We start from the raw sequence: 21,137 nt of genomic DNA on the forward strand, positions 1-21,137 counted from the left end.
CCGGACACTGCGGGTTTGCGGCGTAGGTCGGGTTCGGAGGATCCGGACACTGCGGGTTTGCGGCGTAGGTCGGGTTCGGAGGATCCGGACACTGCGGGTTTGCGGCGTAGGTCGGGTTCGGAGGATCCGGACACTGCGGGTTTGCGGCGTAGGTCGGGTTCGGAGGATCCCGATACTGCGGGTTTGCGGCGTATGCAGAGTCCGAGGGACGAGTCGGACGGCGAGGACGACAGTGTCGGTGACCGGGAGCCCGATACCGTGCCCAAGAGGCGCAACGTGGGCGAGCCCGTCAAGATGTGGCTGGCGGGCGAGACATTGCTTACCGTGCCGCGCGGCACCGAAATACTGATCGGGGCCGCGGATCCGGCACTTTCGATCAAGCTCCGATCCCGAGGTGTCTCGGGTGGTCACGCCAGCATTGGGGTGGATCACGACGGGAGGACTTGGATTCGTGACAACGGCTTCGCGCAGGGAACCAGGGTCAACGGCCGTCCGATCGATCCTTATCAGAAAGTGACGCTGCGCCACCGCGACACGATAGAGCTTGGTTCCAATTTCGGGACTGTCGCACATTTCGAAATGCGACCGGTTGTCGACGGGATTGCGGCGTACGACAACACTCCTGCGGTGCAGGCGGCGCTCCACGACTTGGGGTTCGTGCCTCAGCGTATATACGACAAGGTCATGGCCCATCTGACGGAAGTAACCGGTGGTGGCATCATCATCGGTGACAGACTGATGACGCAGCTTCCTGGCATCGAGTTCACGAGGACAATGGACACCTTTAAAGATGGCCGAAGTTGGGATGAGATGCTCGGTGTGCACTTTCCCGGATTGCGGAAGATCTTCGTGAACGCTGGTCCCCATACGTCGAGCAGTGTGATTCTCCACGAGTTCGGCCACGCTGTTGACGCCGCGTACGCTGGGGAAGGCCCTCCACTCAGTCATCGTGAGGAGTGGAAAGCCGTGCACGATGCTTTGCTGGCCGCCCTCCGCGGAAAGGATGGTTGGAACTCGTATTTCGACGCTCCAGAAGAAGCGTTCGCCGAGGCATTTCAGGCATGGCGCTACGGCGAGGAGGCGTTGCGGACATTTACAGTGAACCGCCCAGATCTGGCCGTACAAGTGAGAATTTACTTTGACAGCGCACTATGACAAGACCGGTACACCTATGCTTTCCGAGGACGGCGTAACGATTCTTTTGCCGTTCAGCGGACGGACCGAAGAGGGCGTCTACTACGACGGTGTCTCGCAAATCAGGCCCGACGACCCGCGCTACGCAGAGCTTCTTCCGCTCGCCGAGCAGAACCCACAGCCGCGCCGCACACGGCCGAGCGGTCCTGTCGATCCGGACACGGCCGCCCGGATACAGCGTGCCCTCGGGCTCGAATAGGTGGCCGCCGTGCAAATCAGATGCGTATCGGCGAACTCAGTGGTCGAAGGCTACTTCGGTCGACCGCGCCATGGTGCGCAGGATCGTGAGAGGATCGTCGCCACCAACCCCACCGGGGCCGGGTAAGCCACCGAGGTCGAGGGAGGACGCCCCATGGATGAGTGGACGCATGATGGCCTGCGCTCGGTCAACGATGGATTGCGCAACCAGGTCAACGACATCCTCGATGCCTACGAACAGCACCAGGCTCGGGTAGTCGAAGCGTATCGTCAGCTGGAAACCATGCGCGTGCAAGCGACTTCACCCGACCAGCTGGTGGTGGTGACAGTGGATGCACAGGGCGTCCTCAGTGACCTACAGCTGACGATGGCGGCGATGCGCACTACACCCGAGCAGCTCGGCCGGTCCATCACCGAAGCGACACAGGCGGCGGCGCGTGCTGCGCAACAGCGGGCCGAGGCGCTGATCGCCGAGACCTCCGCCAAAGTCGACGGCATGGCGGATCTCCCCGATATCGTCCCGGACGCACCGAGCCTGCGCGACATCCGTGCGGCCTTCCGCGAAGCCGCCGAAACCCGAGCGGACGACTGACGAACCGGCGAATATCCCAGCAAATCGACGCCGACCACGCACAACGACATCGGCGCGGCCTATGCGCTCGAAGCGCAGGTGCTACCACGGATGTTCGCTGCTGCTTACAACTCCTTGGGCGACCACACCCGCCTTCGCTATTCATTTACGCTGCGGCCCGGGATAGCTGAAGGAATGCCGTCAAGGTGCGCCGCAATACCGTCAACACACCGTAAAGATCCAGTTCATCGCGCGATCGCGAGGTAGAAACGACAACACCGGCCAGGCGGACCAATCCAGCGCAACCGGTCTTTGTTCGGGTTGTGGAGAGGATTTACTCATGTCGGCTGTCACGGTTGCGGTGATCGTCGGATTCGTGTGTTGCGCGTTGGCCATCCGCGCGCTGGGGACGGCGAACGGGCGCGAAGCCCGCTCGTGGGAAACCGACCTGGCGACGGGCCGAATACGGGTTACCGGTGGTACGCCGTCGCGCGCGATGATGGACGAGTGAAACGCGGGCAACTTCGCATCTACCTCGGTGCGGCACCGGGAGTCGGCAAAACCTTCGCCATGCTCGGCGAGGCTCACCGGCGGCTCGAACGCGGTCGCGACGTGGTAGCTGCGGTAGTCGAGACCCATGGTCGGGCCAAGACCGCGGAGTTGCTGGCGGGCATCGAGCGGATACCGCCCTTGATGATCGAATATCGCGGGTCGAGCTTCCCAGAACTCGATGTGGCGGCGGTGCTGCGCAGGCATCCCGCGGTGGTGCTGGTCGACGAGTTGGCGCACACCAATGCACCGGGCAGCAAGCACGAAAAGCGCTGGCAGGACATCGAGGAGTTGCTCGATGCCGGCATGGACGTCATCTCGACGGTCAATGTTCAGCACTTGGAGAGCCTCAACGATGTCGTCGAACAGATCACCGGCATCCAGCAGCGCGAAACGGTGCCCGATGCGGTGGTGCGGAGCGCAGACCAGGTCGAACTTGTGGATATTACGCCAGAGGCACTGCGGCGCAGGCTGTCTCACGGCAACGTCTATGCCGCGGAGAAGGTGGACGCGGCGTTGCGCAATTACTTCCGTCCCGGCAACCTCACCGCACTGCGCGAACTCGCGCTGCTGTGGCTCGCCGACCAGGTCGACTCGGCGCTCGCGAAATACCGCGCCGATCACAAGATCACCGAATTGTGGGAGGCCCGCGAACGCGTCGTCGTCGCGGTGACCGGTGGTCCGGAGTCGGAGACCGTGGTGCGCCGGGCAAGTCGCATTGCCACCAAGTCGAGCGCCGAACTCGTGCTCGTGCACGTCGTGCGCGGCGATGGGTTGGTGGGGGTTTCGACCGAGCGGATGGCACGGTTGCGCGAGCTTGCCGCCAGTCTCGACGCCAGTCTGCACACCGTGACCGGTGACAACGTGCCGACGGCACTGCTGGAATTCGCGCGCGAGGTGAACGCAACCCAGTTGGTGCTCGGTACCTCCCGGCGTTCGCGGTGGGCGCGCATCTTCGACGAAGGCATCGGGTCGTCGGTGGTGCAGCAGTCGGGCCGGATCGACGTGCACATGGTGACGCACGAGGAGGCCAATCGTGGCCTGCGCTGGCGCTCGTTCTGGCCGCGTCAACCGGTCCTCGCCTGGCTCGCCGCGGTGCTGGTGCCCGCCATCGTGTGTGGGGTCAGCGCCGCGTTCCTCGACGGCGTGCTCGAGCTCGGTGGTCTGAGCGCGATGTTCTTCATCGGCGTCGTCGCCGTTGCGCTGTTGGGAGGCGTTGTCCCAGCGGCATTTTCGGCGCTGTTCTCCGGTTTGCTGTTGAACTGGTTCTTCGCCGATCCCCGCTACAGCCTCACCATCGCCGAACCCGACAGTTTCGTCACCGTGGTGGTGCTGCTCATCGTCGCGGTCGCGGTGGCGGCACTCGTCGATGTGGCGGCGAAGCGAACCCGGCAGGCGCGTAAGGCTTCCCGGCAGGCCCAGCTGCTGACGATGTTTGCGGGCGCTGTCCTGCACGGCGCGGATCTGCCCAACCTGCTCGAGCAGGTCCGGGAGACCTTCGGCCTGCGCGCGGTCAGCATGGTCTCCGGCGGCCAGGTGGTCGCCGCGGTCGGCGTCGAGCCGCCACAGCGGGTTGCCGATGCCGAGACCGCGATCGAGGCGGGCGACACCACCAGTTGGTTGCTGCTCGCAGGCAGAACGCTCGACGCGGGCGACCGGCCGGTGCTGCATGCGGTCGCCAACCAGGCCGCGGGATTGGTCCGCCAGTCCCGGCTCGCCGAGGAGGCGAGTGCGTCGGCTGCGCTGCTGGAGGCCGATCGATTGCGGCGAGCGCTACTGTCCGCGGTCAGTCACGACCTGCGTACGCCGCTGGCCGGGGCCAAAGCCGCCGTCTCCAGCCTGCGTAGTGACGACATCGAGTTCTCTCCGGAGGACACCACCGAATTGCTGGAAACCATCGAGGAATCGGTAGACCAGCTGACCGCGCTGGTCGGCAATCTGCTCGACTCGTCGCGACTGGCGGTCGGTGTGATCACCCCGCAAATGCGGCGGGTGTATATGGACGAGGTGGCGCACCGGGCGCTGGTGAGCGTCGGGATGGGGACACGCGGGCTGCGGCGCGCGGCGATGGATCGGGTGAAGGTGGAGGTCGGCGAGGTCTCGGTGCTGGCGGACAGCGGTCTGCTGGAACGGGTCCTTGCCAATCTGATCGACAACGCGCTGCGCCATTCGCCGCGCGACACCCCCGTGCGAGTGACCGCCGAAAGCACCGGTGACGGTGTCTCGATCGCGGTGATCGACGCCGGTCCCGGTGTGCCGGCCGGCACCGAGGAGCAGCTGTTCGAACCGTTCCAACGCCTCGGCGATCGGGACAACACCACCGGTGTCGGCCTCGGCCTTTCGGTGGTACGCGGATTCGTGGAGGCCATGGGCGGCACAGTGCACGCCGAACCGACTCCGGGCGGCGGATTGACGATGGTCGTCGACCTATCTGCCGACGCCGACACCACTGGGCCGCCGCAGGACGCCGCGTCTGCTGGGCGCACCGCGGTCGAGCACTCGGATTCCCGACCCGCCCAACCGACCTCGCCGCCCGGGCCGGGTGCGTCCGCCGATCGAGCAGTGGTTGGGCGATCTGCGGATGCCGATTCGACATCCGAGGTCGGCGTGCCGAGATGCGATCCCTTGCATGCCGAGCCTGCGATGAATGTCGGCTCGGGCGTGCGTGTCGATCCGGTGACCGACGATCGCGGGCCGGGTGATCCGCCCGCAGACCGGACTACGGATCACCGACTTGCGACACGTATTGATGTACCTGCCGACGATCATGAGGCCGGGGGCCGATGATGACAGCGAACGTAATCGACGGTGGCACTGTGGTCGACGCCGGCGCCGCAGCCCACACGACACAGGAAGCCGCAATGACCGACAAGAAGCAGGAAGCGCCTGCGACCAGGGTGCTGGTGGTCGACGACGAACCGCAGATCGTGCGTGCGCTGCGGATCAACCTGTCGGTGCGCGGATATGAAGTGATCACCGCGCCGACGGGTGCTGCGGCCTTGCGCGCGGCGGCCGACAAACATCCCGATGTGGTGATCCTGGATCTCGGGCTGCCGGATATGGATGGCATCGAGGTGCTGGCGGGTCTGCGTGGCTGGACCCAGACGCCGGTGATCGTGCTGTCCGCGCGCACCGATTCGGCGGACAAGGTGGAGGCGCTGGACGCGGGCGCTGACGATTACGTCACCAAGCCGTTCGGGATGGATGAACTGCTGGCCAGGCTGCGCGCCGCCGTCCGCCGCGGCGCCACCGACGGCGAAACGGGCGACCCGGTGGTGGTGACGTCCTCGTTCACCGTCGACCTCGCCGCCAAGAAGGTCACCAAGAACGGCGAGACCGTGCACCTCACGCCCACCGAATGGGGCATGCTCGAAATGCTCGTCCGCAATCGCGGCAAACTCGTCGGCCGCAAGGAGCTGCTGCGTGAGGTCTGGGGTCCGTCCTATGCCACCGAAACCCATTACCTCCGTGTCTATTTGGCGCAGCTGCGCCGCAAACTGGAAGTAGACCCCTCGCACCCCAAACATCTGCTGACCGAAGCGGGTATGGGCTACCGTTTCCAGGAGTAGCCACCGCGTCCAGGGACCGCGGCACCCAGCTCGGGGGCCCGCACCCGACGCCCTGGGAAGGATGCGCGTCCTGGGCGCGGGCTGTGTCCCGCGTCGCACACCCCGGACACGGATCCGCATATTTCCGGGCGGCCGCGGCGGGGCGCAACTCGACACAAGACGCCGCAGCGTGGTGTGACGGGCACGCGGTGTGGAATGCGGGCGGGCGTCGGGGCGTTGCCAGGCGTGCTCCGTTTCCGACGAGGATGGCAGGATCGAAACCATGTCTGAGCAGACCGTTGCACCCGCGCCCCAGATCACCGCACCGACCGCGCCAGGGGAGACCGCCCTGTGGGTCGAGCGCACCGGGACCCGGGCCTACACCGGCCGTAGCTCGCGCGGCGCCGAGGTGTTGATCGCCTCACAGGGTGTGCCCGGCGCCTTCACTCCTGGCGAGCTGCTGAAGATCGCCTTGGCCGCGTGCTCGGGTCTGAGCGCGGACTTCCCGCTCTCGCGCAAGCTCGGCGACAACTTCGACGCGACCATTCGGGTCTCCGGCGACGCCGATCGCGAAAACGAGGTGTACCCGCAACTGGACGAGATCTTCGAACTCGACCTCAGCGAGCTCGACGAGCAGGCCCGCGAGCGGCTGCTGGTGACCGTGCAGCGCGCCATCGACAAGGTGTGCACCGTCGGCCGGACCTTGAAGGCAGGCACCAAGGTGACGTTGTCCTTCGACGTCGAGGGGTGAGCCGCGCCGGGCCCCTCGATGTCCGGTCAGGCGATTGCGCGACGACTATCGGTATCGTCCGGTGCGGGTATCGGCGAGGAGATGCTGGAGGCTGGATGAGATTCGATCGGGCAATGCGGATCCGCGCCCGCCGGGTTCGGGTGTCTGTCCTGGCTGTTGCACCGACACCTGAAGCCCGATGAGCGAAACATCGCATGTCGACGCAGCGTCCGAGGTCGCTCGACTCAGCGCCTGGGTGCACGGCTGGGTGCAGGGTGTCGGATTCCGCTGGTGGACCCGGGCACGCGCGCTGGAACTCGGCCTGGTCGGGCATGCGACCAACGCCCGCGACGGCCGCGTGCACGTGGTGGCCGAGGGGCCACGGCGCGACTGCGTGCGACTGCTCGATTTGCTGCGTTCCGGGGATACGCCTGGCCGGGTGGACCTCGTTGTGGAAAGCTGGGACGCCCCGCGGGGCGATTTGACCGGATTCGAGGAGCGTTGAGTGGTGCTAGCGGCGACCAAGGGGAGTGATCGTTGAGTACGCAGGATCCGGGCAGCGGTCACCGCGGCGACCGGCCTGCTTCCGGCGACCCCGATCCGACCTCTGGTACGCCCGCGCCCACCCCACCCGCGACACCGGATCCCACTCGCCCACCCGCCGATTCCGAATCTGTGCATGGATCCCGATCGGAGACGCCGGATACCTCTGAGTCGCAACCGGACGTGCCGACGCTCGCAGAGCACATCGAGCCCGAGCCGCAGCCTCCGACGCTAGCCGAGTATTCGCCGGAAACGGCTGTGCCGCAAGGGGATACACCGACACTCGCGGAATATTCAGGACCCGATCCTGCCGCCGCGACGCCGACGGGATCGGATTCCGGAGCCCAGGAAGCGGGTTCGCCCTCGCCCGGCTACCCGCCGGCCGACCAGGGGCAGCGTCGTTTCTCGACACCGCCGCGGCCCGGCAGCATTCAGCGGCAGGAGCCGGGCGTCACCCAGCCGCGTCCGCCGACGGTGGCCGAGGCGCGAGCGCGGGACAAAGCGCGCAAGCGGGCCGAGGAAGAGCAGCGTGCTGCCGCGGCCGCCGAGGAGGCCAAGAAGCGCACACGCAAGCGGATGCTGATCGGTGGTGTCGCGATTGTCGGTGTCGCAGGACTGGTCGGCGGTGGTTATCTCGCCTACCGTGCGCTCACCAAGCCCGATCAGGTGACCGCGTACTGTACTCAGATCGATCAGAACGGCAAAGAGGTCGTCGTCGACGATGATCTCTGCGACAAAGCGTCGGCCAGTTCCAGCGGCGGTCACAGTGGTCTCAACGGCATCTTCATCTACAACGGCAGCCAGTACCGGTACTACTACGGCGGCAACAACTCGGTCGGCAAGCCGCCGACGGGCGGCACCACCATTCAGCCCAAGGGCGCCGACATCAAGACCAAGAGCGGCGCCAGCATTCAGCGCGGCGGCCTCGGCAGCAGCAGCAAGAGCGGAAGCGGATCGTAATGCGGCGCGTGCGCAGTACGCCACGGCAGGGCTGGCGGCAGATCACCGAGGAGCAGGGGCTGGTCTACGGCTCGCCGGGGCGCGATGCCAGTGGCCAGCCTCGGCCCTACTGGGACGAATCGGTGCACTACGAGTTCGAGATGTCGGAGATCCTCGCGCTGGAGGCCGATGTCGAGCTGCTGCATTCGATGTGTCTGAACGCGGTCGAGCACATTGTGCTCACCGAGCGGTTCAAGGATTTCGGTCTGCCCGAATGGAGTTGGGGTCCGATCGCCGAATCCTGGCGGCGCAGCGACCCGCACGTCTACGGCCGCTTCGACCTGCGCTATGACGCACGACGTCCGGCAAAACTGTTGGAGTACAACGCCGATACGCCGACCTCGCTACTGGAGGCGGCAATTGTGCAGTGGCACTGGCTGACCGCGCTGTACCCGGGTGGCGACCAGTGGAACTCCTTGCACGAGAAACTCGTCGAGCGCTGGACCGAGTTGCGTGACACCCTGCCATCACCGCAACTGCATTTCACCTGGTCCTCCGCGGACGCCACCGGTGAGGACAATGTCACCACGGCCTACATGCAGGAGACTGCCGCGGAGGCCGGATTCGACACCATCGCGCTGCCGATCGAAGAGGTCGGTGTCGACACCGACCTCGACCGCTTCGTGGATCTGGCCGAGTCCCCCATCGATGCGATCTTCAAGCTCTACCCGTGGGAGTGGGTGCTCGACGACGATTTCGGCAAGCGGGTCGTCGAGAGCCTGCCGCAGACCATGTGGATCGAACCACTGTGGAAGACGCTGCTCAGCAATAAAGCGATCCTCGCTGTGCTGTGGGAGATGTACCCCGGTCACCCGAACCTGTTGCCCGCCTACCTCGATCAACCCAACGAGCTCACCGAATACATCCGCAAACCGAAGCTCGGCCGCGAAGGCGCGAATATGACGATCGTCGGCGCCGGCCTTGAGACGGCCACCGGTGGTGTTTACGGCGAAGAAGGCTTCGTCTACCAATTGCTCGACCCGCTCCCGGAATTCGACGATATGCGTCCGGTGCTCGGCGCGTGGATCGTCGGTGACACCGCCGCGGGGCTCGGCATCCGTGAAACGGCCGGTCTTATCACCGACGACGGCTCGGCGTTCGTCCCGCACCGCATCATCAGCTGACCATTCACTTCACCTCGGAAGGACCATGATGACCGCAGTTGCCCTCGAATCGGGGTACTGGAACTCGCTCGGCGAGGGCGTAGGGGCGATCGTCCTCTATGCCATTGTCGGGCTGGCCCTCATGCTCGTCGGCTTCTACGCCATCGACCTGACCACCCCCGGCAAACTGCGCACGCTGGTGGCCGAGGGTAAGCCCAACGCCATCATCGTCACCGCCGCCGGCATGGTCAGCATGGCCCTCATCGTGGTTCTGGCCACCTACGCCTCGGCGGGCAAACTGTCCGAGGGCCTGATCGCCGCCCTCGTCTACGGGCTTGTCGGCATCATCGCGCAGGTCATCTCGGTCCGCGTCATCGAACGTGCCCTCGGCATCGACATCGGCGCAGCCCTGCACGCCGACACCTACACCACCGAAGTGCTCGTCGTAGCCGCCGCCCACCTCGCCCTCGGCCTGGTCGTCGCGTTCGCCATCCTCTAGCCATGACGAGTGGCACACCGAGGGAGGGCCTTCTCGGCCTTTCGCGCCGCCATGTGCCACTCGTCGGAAGTCTTTACGAGACTTGGCTGCCGTCGGCGTCCCAGTAGCGCTGGCGGAGGTCGCGTTTGAGGATTTTGCCGGCGCCGGACATGGGGAGGGCGTCGGCGAATTCGATGCTGCGGGGGATTTTGTAGTTGGCGATCAATTGTTTGCAGTGGATGGTGAGTTCGTCGGGGGTTGTTTGCCGGTCGGGTAGGAGGACGACGACCGCGTGGACGCGTTCGCCCCACTGGTCGTCGGGGATGCCGATGACCGCGCACGTCGCGACGGCGGGGTGCTTGGCCAGTGCGTTCTCGACCTCGATGCTGTAGACGTTCTCGCCGCCGGTGATGATCATGTCCTTGAGGCGGTCGACGACGGAGATGTAGCCGTTGTCGTCCATGCGGCCGCCGTCGCCGGTGTGCATCCAGCCATCGCGGATCGCCTCGGTGGTGTCCTCCGGCTTGTTCCAGTAGCCGAGCATCACGTTGGCGCCCTTGACGACAACCTCACCGACGGTGCCGCGCGGAACTTCGTTGTCGTCAACGTCCACGATCCGGATCTCCACGTGCGGTGCGGCGCGGCCCGTTGTTTTGGCCAGCACCGGATCGTCGTGGTCGGCGGGGGAGAGCAGGGTCGCGATCGGCGACAACTCGGTCATGCCGTATGCCTGGGTGAACTCGGCGGCCGGGAAGGTCTTGCGCGCTTTGGCGAGGACCGATTCGGAGATCGGGGACGCACCGTAGACGAGGTGCTCGACGCTGCTGAGATCGACATCCGCCGCCGCAGGGTCGTCGACAAGCATCTGGATCATCGTCGGCACCAGCAGTCCGTCGGTGACCTGGTGCTCCGAGATGGCCTGCAGCACACCGGCGGGCGTGAACATCGGGACGATGACGTGCGTCGAGCCCGCCAAGTTGCCGCACCCCCAGACCGCGAAGTCGGCGAGGTGGAACATAGGGGCGGCGTGCAGCAATCGACCGCCGATGGAGATGACATGGTTGGTGGCGAGCGAGCCGAGCGCCGAGGTGACGACGTTGGCATGACTCAACATGACGCCCTTGGGGAAGCCGGTCGTCCCGCCGGTGTAGAACACACCGAGCAGTTCGTCACCGCCGACCCGAACGTCTTCGACCGGCTCGCTTTCCGCGATCAGCGTTTCGTAATCGAGGGTTCCCGCCGGTTGCACGCCGTCGCCGATAAAGATCACCGTGCGCAACTCCGGGAACTCCGCCAGGATCGGCCCGATCGCCTGCGCGAACGCGTCGTCGACAAGCAGCACCCTGGTGTCCGAATCCCGTAGGGAGTACACGATTTCCGCGGGACTCCAGCGAATATTGACCGGGTTGACCACCGCGCCGAGCCACGGCACCGCGAAGAAGTATTCGTGATAGCGGTCGGAGTTCAACGCCAGGATGGCGACCCGATCGCCCTGCCGCACACCGAGATTGCGGAGCGCGCCGGCGAACCGGGCAATGCGGTTGTGGGATTCGGCCACCGTGCGAACCCGATCACCGAAGATGGTGGCGATCGAATCCGGGCGCTGCTGCATCGCGCGATGCAGCGACTGGGTGAGATACATCGTTTCCTTACTTGCCGATTGCGCGGCCTTACGGCGTGGCCGCATCCCGGAGATGGTTAATCGATATTCACTTAGGTGGCGGGAGTCTAACGTGACCCAGGCCACTGGCGCAATAGTCGACTCGGCTGTCGCGGCGGCGGCCGTCTGCCCTGGTGGGCGGTGCTGTGCACGCCGAAACGGGCGGAACTTCCGCACGTCGCGTGGTCGGGCCACTTCGGTGTGAGCTTGTTGTCGCTCTCGCGCCTTCGACACCCTTGACATTCCACATTGGAGGGTGCATTCTTATGTCACCTTCCACTGTGGAGTATGGAACTCGTCGTTAGGACCTGGAAATGGAAATCTCACCTGGAACTCGGGCTTCCGACGCGGAGCGTGACAAGGTCGTGAAGCTGCTCAGCAGGCATCTGGCGGACGGCCGCATCGACCTGGTCGAGTACGACCAGCGAGTCGCGCGCGTCTACGCCACCGCCACCCGCGACGACCTGCAGTTGGTGCTGTCGGACCTGCCCAAGCTCTCGAAAGAGTCATCGGCTCGGGCCCAGGCGCCGGCCAGGTTCCCGATCTGGCAGCAGATCGAGGGCACCTCCTGGCTCGGGGTCAGCGTGCTCGTCCTGGCCATCTGGGGTGCTATCTCGCTCAGCGTTGGCGAGTTCACCTACCCCTGGCCCATATGGGTGATCGGTCCGTGGGGCGCGGTCCTCGCCTTTCGCGTGTTGGCCGGTTTCGAGTCCGGCCGCTTCGGTCGCCGAACGAGCTGAGACGCCGCCATGCCCGGCGATCCGACAGCGCCGTGCCATCCGGCGCTGCTGACCGTGCACATCGTGTTCGGCGTCCTCGGTCTGCTGCTCGGGCCCATCGGCGTCCGGCTCGCGACTCGCGCGGTCACCGTCGGAACAACGCACGCGCAGGTCTGAACGGTCGCGGCCCCGGCTGATTCGCCGCGTGTCGGTCGCGAGCCGAACTCACAGCACTTGCCCACCTGATCCCCAGGGCTGTCCCACCGTTCGCTCGTAGCGTCGAGTGCCAGGTCGGGAAGCTTCACACTGAGGGCGCAGTCATGACACAAGATGAGAGTGCCGAGCACAGCAGCTCGGAGCGGCAGACGAATCCAGCAGTCGCAGCGGCGGCTCCGGCAGCGAATCGCAAGTGGCCGATACGGCTCGCGGGAGGCCGGCGGGCAGCACGGCCGCTACAGGCTGCGACCGCCGTGGTCGCGGCAGTCCTGATCGGGGGTGTCGGATTCGGTGCGGGGCTGGCTGTCGGCGGCCACCGGGATCATCACCACGGCGGACACCACATGGCTGCCGGTCATCGTTCCGAGCGAGGTGACCAACCGGGCAGGCATAGGTTCGAGCGCGGAAACCCGCCGCCCGACCGCCCCGGCCCGCCCGGTCGCAACGTTCCCGCACCCGGGACACCGACATCGCCGTCCGCCGCACCGATACCGGGTCCGGCACCGGCACCGACATCCAGTCCGGCACCGGCACCCTGATTGCGGGCGGCGTTGCCGCGGCCGCAGACCACGCGAGCACACCGACGGTCATGCGTGGCGATTCGGTCACGGCGGGCAGGATGTCGGGTAGCAGCGGGCTACCGGGCTGGACGGTCTCGGGGCTGGTTCGGGTGCGGTTCGGTCCATTGTGCGTCGGAGGGTGGGTGTCGGTATGTGTCGGATGGTTCGTCCCAGTGTCGGCTCGGCGACTCGCTCCAGCGTGCGGCCTGCGGTTCGTTCCAGTGTCGGTCAAATGCTCGGGGCTGGTTCGGCGGTGGCGATTCGGTCCACTGTGCGTCGGAAGGTGCGCGTCCGTATGTGTCGGAAGGCTCGTCCCACTGTTGGTTCGATGGCTCGCCACGGTGTCGGGCCTGCGATTCGTTCCAGCGTCTGTCCGGCGGTTCGTGCGGGAATACGTGCGGTACGTCGATGTCGTGCGCGCCCGACGGCTCGTCGTCCCATGACGGCCGTGGTACGTCGCGGTGTGATCGAGATGCTCGACTGTGCGGGGGCGGCGGAGGTAGGTCGCGGTGCGGCGATGACCGCCGATCGCGATGCGATCGCGGGGGCGGCTCGTACAACGATGGTGACTGCTCGCGAATAGCGGGCGATGGCAGGCTGCGGCGAGTCGGCGGTCGGTCGGGGTGTACCGGTGCGGGTTGGTCGTCGTCCGACGGCGCATGTTGATTGCGGTGTGACGGAGATGCTTGGGCGCGGTGCGAAGTCGGCGACTCGTCCTGACGTGCCGGTGCTGTCTTGCTGCGGCGGGACATCGATGAACGATCGCGGTGCGATGTCGACGCTTTGTCGCGGTGTGCGGCGGCGGCGTTGTCGCGGTGGGATGCTACCGAGGTGGGACGGGCCGCGGTTGTCCAATTGTCGCGTCGTGCTGCCGACGACCGATCGTGACTGGACGAAATGGGCTGGGGCAGCACGGGTTTGATGACCGGCAGTTTACGAGTGGCATGCGCGGGGTCGACGCCCTTCTCGCGGTAGCGGGCCGGGATGCCGTGGTGGCGTAACCAGGCTCCTGGATCCTGGCGGCAGTGGTGGTCGAGTTCGGGGATGGTGTCCTCGAGGAGGGCGAGCAGATCGCCGTTGCCGCCGCCGAGTGCCGCCCGAATGGCGGGGAAGGAGGTGGGGCGGAAGGTCCAGGTCCATTCGTATTCCGGATCCGGGCCACCGCGGTCGTGTCCGTGGAAGACCAGATTTCCCGAGGTGACGATACTGGCGCGCACGGACCGTCCCCCGGAGGTGATCAGGAACTCGTGCTCCCCGACCCGCTGCGCCACCGTGATCTGGAAATATCCTGCGACAAGGCCCGTGATCCCCAACCCGGTCGCAATGCCGACTTGCACCCACCAGCTCGTCGATTCCGAGCTGTCGCCGAACTCGCACGCATAGAGGAACAGCAGGCTGCCGAGCACCAGCGCGGTGATCCGGGCAAGCCGTAGCACCACGATGGTTGCGGCCGAGGGGGCTGGCATCCTCTGTGCTCCCAAATAGATTCCGGCGGGCGATCAGAGTGGATCGTATGCGTCGCCCGGGCATCGCGACAGGACAAGCCGGAACTGCGGACGGCCGGTCACGCGCCCGGTGTAAGAGTGGCGTCGAGGTCGAGGAACGCGCCGTCGAGAGTGCCGCTCGACGGATCTTCTCCCGAACTGTCGCGCCATCGCCGACAAGGGCGGTGTCGACGGACTGTTCGGAGCGGACGATGAGCCCGCCGCGGACGGTGAAATGGTGTGTGACAAGGACATTCAACGGCGCACCGGTCGCCTTGTTGCGCGCGCCCTCAGGTTTTCGACCAGGGGGACGCTAGTGGATCACGATGGACCCGGCTGAACGTTGCGCTGCACCTGTCGTCGAACAGCTGATCGATGAACCCGTCGTCCTCGAAGCCAGACGCTTGCTGACCCGTGCGTCGGATTCGGTCGCGCAGATCGCCGACCGGCTCGGTTTCGACGATGCCTCGAACTTCTCGAAGTATTCCAGCAGCGTGCGGGCCAAACCCGGCCGCATTCAGAACTACCGTGACCGCTCGTGCCTGACGAGCGCCACCGGTCGGCGCGCCTGCGTGGCAAACCTGGAGCACACCCAAATGCTGGAAATCCCGGGACGACTCGATAACCTACCTGTGTCTGTGGTTGCAGCATCGGGGAGAACTCGTGCACCGGAGTGTGCCGCGTCCGCGTGGTACCCGCCCGCTGACGGGGTAACCGGCCGGCGACGGATACCATGACTGGTCGCTCCGCAGGGCTGGGCGACCAGTCCGAATCTCCGGCCACCGCACGGAAGGGTCGTCGAACTTGCACCTGAAGAGCCTGACGTTGAAGGGCTTCAAGTCCTTCGCGTCCGCGACGACGCTGCGCTTCGAGCCGGGCATCACCTGTGTGGTCGGCCCGAACGGCTCGGGCAAGTCCAATGTCGTCGACGCGCTCACCTGGGTGATGGGGGAGCAGGGCGCGAAGGCACTGCGCGGCGGCAAAATGCAGGATGTCATCTTCGCGGGCACCTCCGGCCGCGCGCCGCTCGGCCGCGCCGAGGTCACACTGACCATCGACAATTCCGACGGTGCGCTGCCGATCGACTATGCCGAGGTGTCCATCACTCGCCGCATGTTCCGCGACGGTGCGGGCGAATACGAGATCAACGGCAGCTCCTGCCGCTTGATGGACGTGCAGGAACTGCTCAGCGACTCCGGTATCGGTCGGGAAATGCACGTGATCGTCGGGCAGGGCCAGCTCTCGGCCATCCTGGAATCGCGCCCCGAGGACCGTCGTGCCTTCATCGAAGAGGCTGCAGGCGTGCTCAAGCATCGCAAGCGCAAGGAGAAGGCGGTCCGCAAGCTGGAGGCGATGCAGGCCAACCTCGCCAGGCTCACCGACCTCACCACCGAACTGCGCCGCCAGCTCAAGCCGCTCGGCAGGCAGGCCGAGGTGGCGCGGCGCGCGCAGACCGTGCAGGCAGATCTGCGCGACGCACGACTGCGCCTTGCCGCAGACGACCTGGTCACCAGGCGCGGCGAGCTGGAAAGTCAGCAGAGCAAAGAGGCTTACGCGCGTGAGCAGCACATCACTGTGCAAACCGAACTCGATGCCGCGAACGCCGCACTGGCGCAGCAGGAATTCCAGCTCTCCCGGCTGACGCCGAGCGCCGAGGCCGCAGGTCAGATCTGGTTCCAGCTTTCCGCGCTGGCCGAGCGGGTGAACGCCACCATCCGCATCGCAGGCGACCGGGCCCGTCACCTGGACACCGAAACCCCGGTCGGTACCGGTCGCGACCCCGATCAGCTCGAAGCCGAGGCACAGCGGGTGGAGGCCGAGGAGGCCGAGCTGCGTGAGGCGGTGGAGATCGCGGTCGAGACATTGGAGGCCGCACGTGACCAGCTCGGCGAACGCGAGCAGGCTGCCAAGGCCGCCGAGCAGGCGCACTTGGCTGCGGTACGGGCCATCGCCGATCGGCGCGAGGGTCTGGCCAGGCTGTCCGGACAGGTCGACACCCTGCGGACCAGGGCACAATCGGTGGACGCGGAGATCGCCAGGCTCTCGGTAGCGATCACCGAAGCCAGGTTTCGCGGGGATGCCGCGCAGGCCGAATACGACACGGTGCAGGGTGAACTCAGTGAACTCGACGCGGGTGAGGCGGGTCTGGACGCGCAGCATGAGCATGCGGTGCAGGCGCTGACGCTGGCCGATCAGCGCGTCGCCGAACTGCGCGAACAGGACCGCGACGCAACCAAACGGGTCGCCTCCCTCAGTGCCCGCATCGAAGCGCTCGGCATGGGTCTTGCCCGCCGTGACGGCGCGGCCTGGCTGGTCGAGCATCGTGCCGAAGGTCTGCTCGGTCCGTTGTCGGGCTTGATCCGGGTGCACGGCGGATTCGAGGCCGCAGTTGCGGCAACGCTCGGTCCGCTCGCCGATGCGGTGGCGGCCGATACCGGTGCCAGCGCGCATGCAGCGGTGCGGGCGTTGAAAGAAGCCGACGGCGGTCGCGCCGCGCTGGTATTCGGCGCGACCGATGTCTCGATCGCGCAGCGCGGCGCGCTGCCAGGCGGTGCCCGTTGGCTGTCGGATGTCGTGGACGGCCCGGACACCGTGCGTGGTGCCATCGTGGCGTTGACCGCCGGTGTCGCGGTAGTCGATGACCTGGCCGCCGCTGTCGAACTGCTGGCGATCCGGCCGGAGTTGCGGGTGGTCACCCGCGACGGCGACCTCACGGGAACGGGTTGGGTGCTCGGCGGATCCGATCGTGCGCCGAGCCAGCTGGAGATCCAGGCCGATATCGACGCAGCCAAGGCCGACCTCGTCGCCGCCCAGCGCCGCGCGGAGGAATTGGAAGCCGCGCTGTCGGGCGCGCTCGCCGAACAAACCGATCGCAAGGACGCCGTCGACCACGCGCTGCTCGCGCTGCACGAATCCGATCAAGCCCTGGTGGCGATCTACGACCGGCTCGGCAGGCTCGGGCAGGTCGCGCGCATCGCACAGACCGACTTCGAAAAGCTGACCGGCCAGCGGGCCGACACCGAGGCCAGTCGCGAGGAATCGCTTGCCTCGCTCGCCGACCTCGAGACCAGGCTGCGCAACGCCGAACTCGAGCACGCAGACATCGACGCCGACGGCATCGGCGCGGCAGGCACCGAATCCGCGGGCCGGGACCGCGAGGAAGCCGCCGCCGCGCTGGCCGAGGCCCGCTCGATGGAGGTCGAGGCACGGCTTGCGGTGCGCACCGCGGAGGAACGCGCGGAATCGGTTCGCGGTAAAGCGGACTCGCTGCGTCGAGCCGCCCGTGCCGAGCGCGAGGCCCGCGAACGCGCCGAACGCGCCCACGCAGCACGGCGCAAGGCTGCCGAAGTGGCGGCCGCCGTCGCTGAATCCGGCGCCCGTATCGCCGCCGAACTGGAGATCGTGGTCGCCGAGGCCGCCACGCGCCGTGACGATCTGGTGCGACGGCGCACCGAATGCGCCGCGCAGGTCGATCAGGTGAAGGAGCGCTCCCGCGCCCTCACGACCCAGCTGGCTCAGCTCACCGACGCGGTGCACCGCGACGAGGTGGCAAAAGCGCAGGCGGCCTTGCGTATCGAACAGATCGAGGCGACAATCTCCGAACAGTTCGGCATCGCGCTGAACGACCTGGTCGCCGAGTACGGCCCCGATGTGCCGACGCCGCCGTCGGATCTGGAATGGCTGGAATACGAGCAGGCCAAGGAACGCGGTGAGCAGGTCTCCGCGCCCGCGCCCATGCCATACGATCGGCAGACCCAGGAGCGCCGTGCCAAACGCGCCGAGAAGGACCTCACCACCCTCGGCAAGGTGAATCCCCTTGCGCTCGAGGAGTTCGCGGCGCTGGAGGAGCGCTACAACTTCCTGTCCACACAGCTCGAAGACGTCAAGAGCGCCCGCAAGGACCTGCTCGATGTGGTCGCTGAGGTGGATGCCCGCATCCTGCAGGTCTTCACCGAGGCGTGGGAGGACGTCGAACGGGAATTCGTCGGTGTGTTCGCCAAGCTGTTCCCGGGCGGCGAGGGCAGGCTGCTGCTCACGGATCCTTCGGACATGCTCACCACCGGCATCGAAGTGGAGGCCCGCCCGCCCGGCAAGAAGGTCAAGCGCCTCTCGCTGCTGTCCGGTGGCGAGAAGTCGCTGACCGCAGTCGCCCTGCTGGTGGCCATTTTCCGGGCCCGCCCCTCACCCTTCTACGTGATGGACGAGGTCGAGGCGGCGCTCGACGACACCAACTTGCGCCGGCTGATCGGTTTGTTCGAGCAGCTGCGCGAGAAGAGCCAGCTGATCGTCATCACCCACCAGAAGCCGACCATGGAAATCGCCGATGCCCTCTACGGCGTCAGCATGCGCGGCGACGGCATCACCCAGGTGATCAGCCAGCGATTGAGCCGGGAGAACCTGGCACCGGCGGGCTAGCCCGAAGAATCGGACAATTGTGCCGCCGGTGGGACGTCCAGGTCGAAAGCTGCTGTCCTGGGATGTTTTATCGCTATCGTCGTGCTCATGATCAACAGCCGCGGGTGGGAAATGGGTGGCCTCGCGGCCATCGTCGGGTGCGTCTTGCTGACCGGCTGCAGCTCGGACGATCAGCAAGCGGGCCACTCGGCGACGACGTCGCATGCGCCGGGGACGGCGACATCTGCACTGTCGCAATCGAGTTCGACAGCGGGCACTGCTCCGTCGGCCCCGACCTCGAATGTGCCGATCGGTGAGGTCCCCGGCAACGCGAACGCCGCGACGGCGCTGCAACCGTGGGCGCGGGACCTGGTCGCCGGTGATGTCGGCCGGCTGGTCGGCAAGTGCTGGACCATCGACCCGAAGAATGCCAGGGACATGTACGCCGACAAGGACGGGATCCTCGCCGCGATTGCGCAACCCGGCATCGACGGCCAGTTCGCGATCATCTGGAAGGGGCCGACCGAGACGGTCAGCGTGAAGCGCAGCGAGGTCGCCTCTGGGTACGCGTGCCCGAGAGTGGCTCCGACCGGGTCCGATACCAGCCTCAACGAAGGCGACGCCCGCTACGCCGTCCAGCGCTACCTGTCCCGATGGATCGGCAAGCCGGTGCATCCGGACGACACCGAGGGCAAGTACCCGCTGGTCTGCCCGGGGTCGGTGCAGGCCGCCAACCCGGGAAGGCTCACGGGCACCACCGCATTCGCCGACAACCAGCTGACCTCGAGGTCGACGGGCATCACCGACGTCGAGGTATCGGTGCCGGTGACGAATTCGTCCGGCGTCACCCAGGCCACGGTCTTCACGCTGAACATCGGTCCGGAGGGTTTCTGCATCAACGACATCAGCGGCTGACCCCGGCGATGCCGCGCCCGGGCGCAACCCAGTGATGCACGAAACCTGTTGTCAGGATGAATATCTCGTGTAACATCAACGTCTTCAGGACCGAAGGCACGAGACGGGTTTCAACCCACGGAGCGAATCGCGTCCGGCCGAAACCTGCTCGATGCGCACGCCCCGCCGTGCCGCTCGAACGATCGACTCGGTCGGCCGGCCTTCGGCTGGCGCCACCAGCCCGGCTGCGCCACCTCCCGGCCGATGGCGTGGGCGTCAGTGCGTCGAACCCACCTGGTCGCTGTCCAGCTGCGCCTTGATTTTCGCGGCTCCGGTTGTGGCAAGCCAGGATTCGAAGGTTGTCAGCTCGGGGTAGATGTGCCGCAGCTGGGTAAGGTCGGCGTGCCAGCCGCCGGTCTCGCGGACCAGCCGCCACGTATTGCCGATCTGTTCGCCGATGGCGTCGGCCTCGGATTCGTCGAGCTCGTGGTAGCTGACCTGGTATCCGATGGCTGCGCTGATCAGCGCAACCGCTTTCGAGGGCGGGACTGCGTCGCTGGCCAGTTCGATGGTGCGGCCGTGCAGGCGGTCCGGGTCGGCAAAAGCGAGCGCGGCGAAGGCCGCGATATCGGCCAGTGCCACCACCTGCAGCGGCTGATAGGCAGGGAAGATGTGCTTGTGCACACCCTTGATGATGCCGTCTACCGGTGAGGTACGCAGCAGGTAGTTCTCCATGAACCGGACCGGTCGCAACAGGGTGTATCGCAGGCCGCTGGCTGCGATGGCGTCCTCGATGACTCGTTTTCCGCCTTGGCCCCAGGTGGAGGCTGTACCCATCGAGGCGACGCCGGTGAACACGATCTGCTCGACATTGGCGCGCTTCGCCGCGTCCACGACCGCGAGGCCGCGTTCGGCCTCCATATCGACATTCCATCCGTTCGGACCGAAAGCCGCAGGGGGGATGAGGAATACGCCACGAACGCCCGCGACGGCGGCGTTCAACGTGCTCGGAGTGTCGAAGTCCGCGACTACCAGTTCGGCGCCCGCGTCCGCAAGGGCGCGGGCCGCGGGTGCCGCGGGATCGCGCACCAGTGCACGCACCGGGACGCCGTCGGCCAGCAGTCGACGGGCGGTGGCGCCGCCCTGGCTGCCGGTGCCGCCGGTGACAAGAATGGGGTACTGCTGAGGGGACATTCGTGCCTTCTCTGCTCGATCGAACTCTGCTCGATAGAATCGGGTCGGACGACCCGTATTCGGACCATACGGGTGCACCGACCCGGTTGGCCAGGTCAGGAA

At 66.5% G+C, this 21,137-nt stretch carries 19 protein-coding genes; 15 read left to right on the forward strand and 4 right to left on the reverse strand.

Features of this window, described 5'->3' with window-relative positions:
• The first annotated feature begins 276 nt into the window (after positions 1-276).
• From ACLMAL_RS18395 to ACLMAL_RS18445, 11 genes are all read left to right on the forward strand, one after another.
• Positions 277-1,155: an FHA domain-containing protein gene (locus tag ACLMAL_RS18395; protein ID WP_412000186.1), complete on the forward strand. Its 879-nt coding sequence runs from the start codon at positions 277-279 to the stop codon at positions 1,153-1,155.
• A gap of 16 nt (positions 1,156-1,171) precedes the next feature.
• The gene (locus ACLMAL_RS18400; protein ID WP_412000187.1) at positions 1,172-1,393 is read left to right on the forward strand and encodes a hypothetical protein; all 222 of its coding nucleotides are present in this window, start codon (positions 1,172-1,174) and stop codon (positions 1,391-1,393) included.
• Between the two features lie 153 nt (positions 1,394-1,546).
• Positions 1,547-1,984 carry a YbaB/EbfC family nucleoid-associated protein gene (locus tag ACLMAL_RS18405; RefSeq protein WP_412000188.1) on the forward strand — a complete coding sequence of 146 codons (438 nt, stop codon included), beginning with the start codon at positions 1,547-1,549 and terminating at the stop codon, positions 1,982-1,984.
• A gap of 319 nt (positions 1,985-2,303) precedes the next feature.
• Complete coding sequence (locus tag ACLMAL_RS18410) at positions 2,304-2,474, forward strand: hypothetical protein (protein ID WP_412000189.1); 171 nt, start codon at positions 2,304-2,306, stop codon at positions 2,472-2,474.
• On the forward strand, positions 2,471-5,299 hold the full coding sequence (locus tag ACLMAL_RS18415; protein WP_412000190.1) for an ATP-binding protein: 2,829 nt from the start codon (positions 2,471-2,473) through the stop codon (positions 5,297-5,299). The genes ACLMAL_RS18410 and ACLMAL_RS18415 overlap by 4 nt, the downstream gene beginning before the upstream one ends.
• Before the next feature lie 74 nt (positions 5,300-5,373).
• Positions 5,374-6,081 carry a response regulator gene (locus ACLMAL_RS18420; protein WP_328404056.1) on the forward strand — a complete coding sequence of 236 codons (708 nt, stop codon included), beginning with the start codon at positions 5,374-5,376 and terminating at the stop codon, positions 6,079-6,081.
• A 262-nt stretch (positions 6,082-6,343) separates the two neighbouring features.
• Positions 6,344-6,811, forward strand: coding sequence for an OsmC family protein (locus ACLMAL_RS18425; protein WP_328404054.1), 468 nt, complete (start codon positions 6,344-6,346; stop codon positions 6,809-6,811).
• Between the two features lie 178 nt (positions 6,812-6,989).
• Positions 6,990-7,295, forward strand: a complete 306-nt coding sequence (locus ACLMAL_RS18430) for an acylphosphatase (protein WP_406231563.1) — start codon at positions 6,990-6,992, stop codon at positions 7,293-7,295.
• Between the two features lie 32 nt (positions 7,296-7,327).
• Positions 7,328-8,293 carry a hypothetical protein gene (locus ACLMAL_RS18435; protein WP_412000191.1) on the forward strand — a complete coding sequence of 322 codons (966 nt, stop codon included), beginning with the start codon at positions 7,328-7,330 and terminating at the stop codon, positions 8,291-8,293.
• The gene (locus tag ACLMAL_RS18440) at positions 8,293-9,456 is read left to right on the forward strand and encodes a glutathionylspermidine synthase family protein (RefSeq protein WP_412000192.1); all 1,164 of its coding nucleotides are present in this window, start codon (positions 8,293-8,295) and stop codon (positions 9,454-9,456) included. The genes ACLMAL_RS18435 and ACLMAL_RS18440 overlap by 1 nt, the downstream gene beginning before the upstream one ends.
• Positions 9,457-9,484: 28 nt before the next feature.
• Positions 9,485-9,934, forward strand: coding sequence for a DUF350 domain-containing protein (locus tag ACLMAL_RS18445; protein ID WP_412000193.1), 450 nt, complete (start codon positions 9,485-9,487; stop codon positions 9,932-9,934).
• A gap of 73 nt (positions 9,935-10,007) precedes the next feature.
• On the opposite strand, the gene ACLMAL_RS18450 is transcribed toward ACLMAL_RS18445, so the two are convergent.
• On the reverse strand, positions 10,008-11,555 hold the full coding sequence (locus ACLMAL_RS18450) for a long-chain-fatty-acid--CoA ligase (protein WP_412000308.1): 1,548 nt from the start codon (positions 11,553-11,555) through the stop codon (positions 10,008-10,010).
• 332 nt (positions 11,556-11,887) lie between these two features.
• On the opposite strand from ACLMAL_RS18450, the gene ACLMAL_RS18455 reads away from it, so the two are divergent.
• Positions 11,888-12,313, forward strand: coding sequence for a DUF1707 domain-containing protein (locus tag ACLMAL_RS18455; RefSeq protein ID WP_328404046.1), 426 nt, complete (start codon positions 11,888-11,890; stop codon positions 12,311-12,313).
• 9 nt (positions 12,314-12,322) lie between these two features.
• Positions 12,323-12,469, forward strand: coding sequence for a hypothetical protein (locus ACLMAL_RS18460; RefSeq protein WP_412000194.1), 147 nt, complete (start codon positions 12,323-12,325; stop codon positions 12,467-12,469).
• Between the two features lie 275 nt (positions 12,470-12,744).
• Here ACLMAL_RS18460 and ACLMAL_RS18465 read toward each other — a convergent pair whose 3' ends face one another.
• Together ACLMAL_RS18465 and ACLMAL_RS18470 are read right to left on the reverse strand one after the other, a co-directional pair.
• Complete coding sequence (locus tag ACLMAL_RS18465; protein WP_412000195.1) at positions 12,745-12,867, reverse strand: hypothetical protein; 123 nt, start codon at positions 12,865-12,867, stop codon at positions 12,745-12,747.
• A gap of 278 nt (positions 12,868-13,145) precedes the next feature.
• Complete coding sequence (locus ACLMAL_RS18470; RefSeq protein WP_412000196.1) at positions 13,146-14,534, reverse strand: hypothetical protein; 1,389 nt, start codon at positions 14,532-14,534, stop codon at positions 13,146-13,148.
• An 822-nt stretch (positions 14,535-15,356) separates the two neighbouring features.
• On the opposite strand from ACLMAL_RS18470, the gene smc reads away from it, so the two are divergent.
• Positions 15,357-18,968: a chromosome segregation protein SMC gene (smc, locus tag ACLMAL_RS18475; protein WP_412000197.1), complete on the forward strand. Its 3,612-nt coding sequence runs from the start codon at positions 15,357-15,359 to the stop codon at positions 18,966-18,968.
• Positions 18,969-19,055: 87 nt separating this feature from the next.
• Complete coding sequence (locus ACLMAL_RS18480; RefSeq protein WP_412000198.1) at positions 19,056-19,862, forward strand: hypothetical protein; 807 nt, start codon at positions 19,056-19,058, stop codon at positions 19,860-19,862.
• A gap of 255 nt (positions 19,863-20,117) precedes the next feature.
• Here the strand turns inward: ACLMAL_RS18480 and ACLMAL_RS18485 are convergent, their stop codons facing one another.
• Positions 20,118-21,035: an NmrA family NAD(P)-binding protein gene (locus ACLMAL_RS18485; protein ID WP_412000199.1), complete on the reverse strand. Its 918-nt coding sequence runs from the start codon at positions 21,033-21,035 to the stop codon at positions 20,118-20,120.
• Positions 21,036-21,137: the final 102 nt, after the last annotated feature.

The sequence above is a fragment of the Nocardia sp. CWNU-33 genome (assembly GCF_046764895.1).
Lineage (GTDB): Bacteria > Actinomycetota > Actinomycetes > Mycobacteriales > Mycobacteriaceae > Nocardia.

Bases quoted from the DNA above. Each gene is read 5' to 3' on its own strand.
- ACLMAL_RS18400 (WP_412000187.1), top strand. From the start codon at position 1,172: ATGCTTTCCGAGGACGGCGTAACGATTCTTTTGCCGTTCAGCGGACGG.
- ACLMAL_RS18405 (WP_412000188.1), top strand. From the start codon at position 1,547: ATGGATGAGTGGACGCATGATGGCCTGCGCTCGGTCAACGATGGATTG.
- ACLMAL_RS18410 (WP_412000189.1), top strand. From the start codon at position 2,304: ATGTCGGCTGTCACGGTTGCGGTGATCGTCGGATTCGTGTGTTGCGCG.
- ACLMAL_RS18420 (WP_328404056.1), top strand. From the start codon at position 5,374: ATGACCGACAAGAAGCAGGAAGCGCCTGCGACCAGGGTGCTGGTGGTC.
- ACLMAL_RS18425 (WP_328404054.1), top strand. From the start codon at position 6,344: ATGTCTGAGCAGACCGTTGCACCCGCGCCCCAGATCACCGCACCGACC.
- ACLMAL_RS18430 (WP_406231563.1), top strand. From the start codon at position 6,990: ATGAGCGAAACATCGCATGTCGACGCAGCGTCCGAGGTCGCTCGACTC.
- ACLMAL_RS18440 (WP_412000192.1), top strand. From the start codon at position 8,293: ATGCGGCGCGTGCGCAGTACGCCACGGCAGGGCTGGCGGCAGATCACC.
- ACLMAL_RS18445 (WP_412000193.1), top strand. From the start codon at position 9,485: ATGACCGCAGTTGCCCTCGAATCGGGGTACTGGAACTCGCTCGGCGAG.
- ACLMAL_RS18450 (WP_412000308.1), bottom strand. From the start codon at position 11,555: ATGTATCTCACCCAGTCGCTGCATCGCGCGATGCAGCAGCGCCCGGAT.
- ACLMAL_RS18455 (WP_328404046.1), top strand. From the start codon at position 11,888: ATGGAAATCTCACCTGGAACTCGGGCTTCCGACGCGGAGCGTGACAAG.
- ACLMAL_RS18460 (WP_412000194.1), top strand. From the start codon at position 12,323: ATGCCCGGCGATCCGACAGCGCCGTGCCATCCGGCGCTGCTGACCGTG.
- ACLMAL_RS18465 (WP_412000195.1), bottom strand. From the start codon at position 12,867: ATGACCGGCAGCCATGTGGTGTCCGCCGTGGTGATGATCCCGGTGGCC.
- ACLMAL_RS18470 (WP_412000196.1), bottom strand. From the start codon at position 14,534: ATGCCAGCCCCCTCGGCCGCAACCATCGTGGTGCTACGGCTTGCCCGG.
- ACLMAL_RS18480 (WP_412000198.1), top strand. From the start codon at position 19,056: ATGATCAACAGCCGCGGGTGGGAAATGGGTGGCCTCGCGGCCATCGTC.
- ACLMAL_RS18485 (WP_412000199.1), bottom strand. From the start codon at position 21,035: ATGTCCCCTCAGCAGTACCCCATTCTTGTCACCGGCGGCACCGGCAGC.